Source organism: Burkholderia sp. APQ4-4ca (genome assembly GCF_057837105.1).
On sequence record NZ_JBYQCG010000159.1, the window covers coordinates 1 to 4898 of the forward strand.

Sequence of the window (4898 nt, forward strand, 5' to 3'; positions counted from 1 at the left end):
GTCGCCGCCCCATTGGAGGCACATTCACGGCCAGCCCGCCGTGACCGCTAACTATCGGCAACGCTTCTGCGAACGCGCGGAACATCGCCTCGAACACGCCGGGGCGGTGGGCGATAAACGCACGCGGTACCGTGAAGACCAGTCCGTCGAGACCGCGTTTCCGTGCAGCCTTCTTTTCGCTAAGCGCGAACACCGTGAATTCATAGAACCCGGTCGCGAGCTTGTGCTCGGCGCTGGTGATCGCGACCGCAAGGGCCTCGTCGGAGGGAACGCTCGTCGCGAGACTTTCGAATCCCGGAGACTTGTCGTACTGGATCGGTTCTTCTCCCTCGGAATAGAACCAGCGCAGCGGCCCGGACTTTGACGGCGTCTGGCCGGCCGCCACTTCGAGCGCGTGTTGATATTCCTCGATCGCCGCGTTGTACTGCTTGAAGCAGCGCACCAGCTTTTGCCGAACCTCCGACGTGAAACCGTTGCGGAAGTAAAGCACGCCCCGCACTACAAGGGCGGCACCCGTGATCCCTTTTTGGTGCGCGGGCTCGTAAAGCCCGAAAGGCATGGTGTCCGCACGGCGCGGATCTTTGGCCCAAGCTTCAATTTCGTCGTTCGTCATGGCGTCAAAGCGGGAGCGGGAATGCAGATGGCGGCAATGAGGGCGCGGTCGGGAGCGGTGGGCCTCCGGGCGCGGTGCTATTGCCGCCGAACAAGTCGTCAAGCTCGGATTGTCGCGCGGATTGCTTCGAGCGCGAAGTTTCCTTCTGGCCGTCGTCGTCGCCGCATCCGCAATCAGCCGCGCCGAGGTGAACAAACTTCGACGGGCCGCCCGCGATTTCGATGTAGTCGTCTTCCTGATCAGGGCCGTATCGATCGCCGGGGAATTTCATTTCCACGACGGTCTTGATATTCGATTGCTCCGGAGGTTTCGACGGGTCGTTCACGATGACGACGTCAGGGCGGCGGACGTCGCCTTTCTCGTACTTCCTGCCCTTGCTGGGCCACACGTCCTTGATCCACTGGCGAATGCCCGAATTGGGCTCTAGCGGATCGTCGTAGTCCATGATCGGCTCGGGTGGATTCGTCGTCATATCGTACGGTTGTTCCGGCCGGTATTCTGTTGGAACGCCCGTCTGCATCTTCGACACCTCATTGGGTAGCCCGAGGCGCATCTCGACGCAGCGCTGCCGCTGGATTGTTCCGGCTTTCGTCGCGACGCCGATCCGACGGCACTCGCAGAACGTGTGACACAGAACTTTCCGATCCTTCGGGGAGAGTTTGGAGGCGCTTAATCCAACCTGCGTTGTCTTGCCACCGGTGCTCGAGCCCCCAGTAGACGACCCTGGGGAGTAGGGGCCGGTCATGCATCGCTCCCGGGCTGATGGAACGACAGCGATGCAGCTTGGTGACTGCTGATCCAATCGGTGTGGCCGCTCGCGTCCGTCGTGCCTTGAATCGTTTGACCGTCCGCCGATATGACCGTGTATGGGTGATTCGGGATCGGCGCGCGTGTCTTGTCGTCGACGAGCTGGAAGCGGCCGCGATATGCGCCATCGTCTTGCGCGGTCGTCTGCGTGACTACACTTTTGCCTGCGCCAACCGAGCCGCCTGCGCCGGAGGTCGGCTCTACCGTCGCCATGCCTTGCGATGCTATCAGCGTCGCGCCGCATGCAGTCTTGTCGCCTTCGGTCGCCACAGCCCGGCCGCCAAACGTCATGCTGCGAACGCGGACACCGATGATTGGGTAGACGCCGCTGCACTTGGGACACGACACCATGTCGCCTTCGAGCGCGAGTGGCTTGCCGAAGACGATGTTGGTAGACGTGCAGGCGAGCACCCGGCCACCGTGCGAAGTCGTATCGCCTTCCCGAACGAACGCAGAACTCATGCCGAATCCTCTGTTGAAATTTTGCGAGGACTGTAGCACGCACCGAATAAGGGTAACTACCCTGTCAAAGTTGCCGGGAGGCTTCGCAGGTGAATGGCGCGGTGCAATTTTTGACCGTCCAAAGTCACTTTTCATTGAACACAAGGCTAGCTTTTGCCGTGGCATCGGGGAGGGCTGCGGCACGGGAGTTTCTTTGCGCGCAGCGTTCCAGACCGCAGGGTGCTTCTCGACACGGCTGGCGTCATGCGACCTATTTGCCTGCTACCTCCAACTTTGTCTCCAAGTAAATGAGTGTTTTGGAGATACACTTGGAGATAGTCAAACCCTTGCCCAGTAAGGCTTCCGGGGTGAATTGAGCGTATATCTCCAAATCTCCAGAAGTTTTCTGTTCGGGCGGCCGGCGATCGACGACTTACGCCGCAATTTCTCGCTCGATGGCCTCGTCCGCATGGGCTTAACCGATTGGGGGTATGTTTGGGGGTTTGTGCTCCAATCGCTGATTCAATTTTCGTTTTGAATCAGTGGATTGTATGAGGATTGTTGATCCTGCAGCCGCACCAAATCCGAAAAGGGGTTACGGAGTTTTCCGTAACCCCTTTTTTGTTTATGGGGCTGCGCGCCGTGATGTCGCGAGCGCTGTCGTTACCCCCTTTTTCTTGTCACGCCGCATCTCTAATGTTGCACCTTCTCGCCGCGGCAGCACTATCGCGGTCGGGGTGTGCGTGATCGCATCCGACGCCGTGCCCGCGTCGCGCAGGATCCCGGGATCTCGCTCCCGGCAGCGCATCGGCTTCTGCCACCCATCCATTCCATTCGAAAACGCGACCGACGCTGATCGAACTGCATCGCGGACGATCAGGAGACATGGACCATGTTGAGTCCGCATGAATTCTCTATGCTGCTGCGCATTGCGCGCGCGCCCGACAGTGTCGACCTCGCGAACCCGGCTTTCGCCGTGCTCGTCGAAAAGCGGCTGGTCGACGACACGCAGGTACGCGTGAACGAGATAGCGGCGCGCCCGGCGCTGACGCCGATCGGCCAGATGCTGCTTGCCCGCTTCGACGAGGCGGCCTGACGAAAAAAAGGAAAAAGGAAAAGGGGAAGCAGAGGGGAGACGGCTGCAACCGCGCGTCACGCCTTCGCCGCAGTGAAAACGTGACGCAGCGAAAAACGTGACGCATTGAACGCGCACCGAACCGCTTACTGCGCGACCGGCACCGTCACGTCGCTGCCGAACCAGTGCATCGAGATCTTCTTCAACGTGCCGTCCTTGCGCAGCGAATCGAGCGCATCGTTGATCGCCTTCTCGAACTTCGGGTTCCCCTTGCGGAACGGAATCGCCATCTCCTGCTTGCCGCCGTTCAGCACCGCACCCGAGCGCAGCGGCAGGTTCGACGTCTTGATCATGTACGGCAGCATCAGCCGGTCGTCGAGCGTCGCCTCGATCCGCCCTGCGGCGAGGTCGCGCAGCTTCTCCGGCGCACCGGGATACGTCTGCACCTCGATGCCCGGCACGCTGCGCGCCATCTGGTCGTAGTTGGTGCCGAGCGTCACGCCGAGCTTCTTGCCCTTGAAGTCCTCGAGCGACTTGAAGTTGCGCGTGTCGTCCTTGCGCTGGATCAGTTGCGCGGCCGAGTACGTGTACGGCTCGCTGAAGTCGAGCGCCTCCTTGCGCTGCGGCGTGATCGTGACCTGATTGACGATCACGTCGAACTTGCCGGCTTGCAGCCCCGCGATGATGCCGCTCCATTCGGTCGGGACGAACTGCGTCTTCACGCCGAGTTTGCCCGCGACCGCGTTCGCGACGTCGACGTCGAAGCCCTCGAGCTGGCCGGACGTGCCGCGCGAGTTGAACGGCGGATACGTGCCTTCGAGGCCGACGCGCAGCACGCCGGCCTTCTTCACGGAATCGAGCAGGTCGTCCGCGTGCGCGGCGACGGCCGTGAAGCCGAGAGCCGACGCGAGCAGCAGGCTCGACAGCAGGAACTTCGAACGTTTCATCGCAGATCTCCAGGATTCAGTGTCGTGGTGTGAGCGCCGGGTATCGGTCGGACCCGGGGGCGGCCGGAATGCGGGCACGTAGACACTACTCGCAACCGCGCCGCGCCGGAAGTCGAATTGGCCCTGATTGCAATCGATTTCACCGAAAACCGGTGACGCGTTCGCGCAGGCGGAATAATCTGACGAAAACCGTCCGCTGGAAGACGCCGACATCATCGGGCCAGGAGCAGATCGACATGGATTTCAGATTTTTCGCCGACGTCGCGACTTACACGTTCGAGGACGGCATTCACGTCGTCGGCTTCGCGGATCGTGACCCGCCGACGAACTACGTGATCCTGCAGCGTGGAACCGAGGACGACGAACAGGACGAGGCGCTCGGCCTCGACACGTACTACATGGAAGTGTGCGAGCGCGGCGTGGCCGGTTATGGCGGTGTCGAATCCGTCTCGCTGCGCGGAGACATGCTGAATATCGAACTGGCGCTGGATGCGCGATGGGCGCAAGGGCTGGGCCTTGTCACGATCGCGTTGCGCGCGACGGACGGGCTGGAACACGTGAAGCAGGGGTTGGCGGCGGTTTTTGCGGGAACCTCGGTCACGCTGCGTATCGACTGACGTGCGTTCGGCGGCGGGCGGGCGCGGAATTGGCATAATCACGGCCTGCCGCGGGTTGCTCGCGGCCGATGCAACGCAATCAATCCGGATACCACCGCAATACCCATGTCGCTCGATTCCACGACCGCAGTGTCGCTGCACCATATTCTCGAACGTCCCGGCGATTTCTCCGGGTGGCTTTACCTGCCGCCGATGCCGTGGACGCTCGACACCGAAGGGGCGTTTTTCGAAGATGCCGATGACGCGGAAGCAGACGCCGCGCCTGTCGTGGCGGTGCAGTCCGGCTGGAAAGTCACGCTCGACAGCGCGACGATCGAGGACATCGTGATCAACGCACACGACCAGATCGACGAGCCGAGCGTCGGGCAATTGCTCGACGCGTTCGTCTTCTACGTCGA

Annotated in this window: 7 protein-coding genes; 3 read left to right on the top strand and 4 right to left on the bottom strand. The window is 61.6% G+C overall.

Annotated features, from left to right (window positions below):
* The 3 genes from AC3IFE_RS18790 to AC3IFE_RS18800 form a co-directional block, all read right to left on the bottom strand.
* On the bottom strand, positions 1-613 hold a 613-nt coding region (locus tag AC3IFE_RS18790; protein ID WP_489191535.1), incomplete at its 3' end, for a type VI immunity family protein.
* Between the two features lie 4 nt (positions 614-617).
* Positions 618-1358 carry a VRR-NUC domain-containing protein gene (locus AC3IFE_RS18795; protein ID WP_334000793.1) on the bottom strand — a complete coding sequence of 247 codons (741 nt, stop codon included), beginning with the start codon at positions 1356-1358 and terminating at the stop codon, positions 618-620.
* Positions 1355-1882 (bottom strand): PAAR domain-containing protein, encoded by a 528-nt coding sequence (locus AC3IFE_RS18800; protein ID WP_489191536.1) that lies wholly within the window; start codon positions 1880-1882, stop codon positions 1355-1357. Before AC3IFE_RS18800 ends, AC3IFE_RS18795 begins: the two co-directional genes overlap by 4 nt.
* Positions 1883-2753: 871 nt before the next feature.
* Here AC3IFE_RS18800 and AC3IFE_RS18805 point away from each other — a divergent pair.
* Positions 2754-2957: a hypothetical protein gene (locus tag AC3IFE_RS18805; RefSeq protein ID WP_089466519.1), complete on the top strand. Its 204-nt coding sequence runs from the start codon at positions 2754-2756 to the stop codon at positions 2955-2957.
* Positions 2958-3082: 125 nt separating this feature from the next.
* On the opposite strand, the gene AC3IFE_RS18810 is transcribed toward AC3IFE_RS18805, so the two are convergent.
* Positions 3083-3883 carry a transporter substrate-binding domain-containing protein gene (locus tag AC3IFE_RS18810; protein WP_489191538.1) on the bottom strand — a complete coding sequence of 267 codons (801 nt, stop codon included), beginning with the start codon at positions 3881-3883 and terminating at the stop codon, positions 3083-3085.
* Between the two features lie 152 nt (positions 3884-4035).
* Here AC3IFE_RS18810 and AC3IFE_RS18815 point away from each other — a divergent pair, with 152 nt between their 5' ends.
* Positions 4036-4500 (top strand): Imm10 family immunity protein, encoded by a 465-nt coding sequence (locus tag AC3IFE_RS18815; RefSeq protein ID WP_489191540.1) that lies wholly within the window; start codon positions 4036-4038, stop codon positions 4498-4500.
* A 105-nt stretch (positions 4501-4605) separates the two neighbouring features.
* A partial coding sequence (locus tag AC3IFE_RS18820) for a DUF7716 domain-containing protein (RefSeq protein ID WP_489191541.1) occupies positions 4606-4898 on the top strand: 293 nt, incomplete at its 3' end.

Bases quoted from the DNA above. Each gene is read 5' to 3' on its own strand.
- AC3IFE_RS18795 (WP_334000793.1), bottom strand. From the start codon at position 1,358: ATGACCGGCCCCTACTCCCCAGGGTCGTCTACTGGGGGCTCGAGCACC.
- AC3IFE_RS18800 (WP_489191536.1), bottom strand. From the start codon at position 1,882: ATGAGTTCTGCGTTCGTTCGGGAAGGCGATACGACTTCGCACGGTGGC.
- AC3IFE_RS18805 (WP_089466519.1), top strand. From the start codon at position 2,754: ATGTTGAGTCCGCATGAATTCTCTATGCTGCTGCGCATTGCGCGCGCG.
- AC3IFE_RS18810 (WP_489191538.1), bottom strand. From the start codon at position 3,883: ATGAAACGTTCGAAGTTCCTGCTGTCGAGCCTGCTGCTCGCGTCGGCT.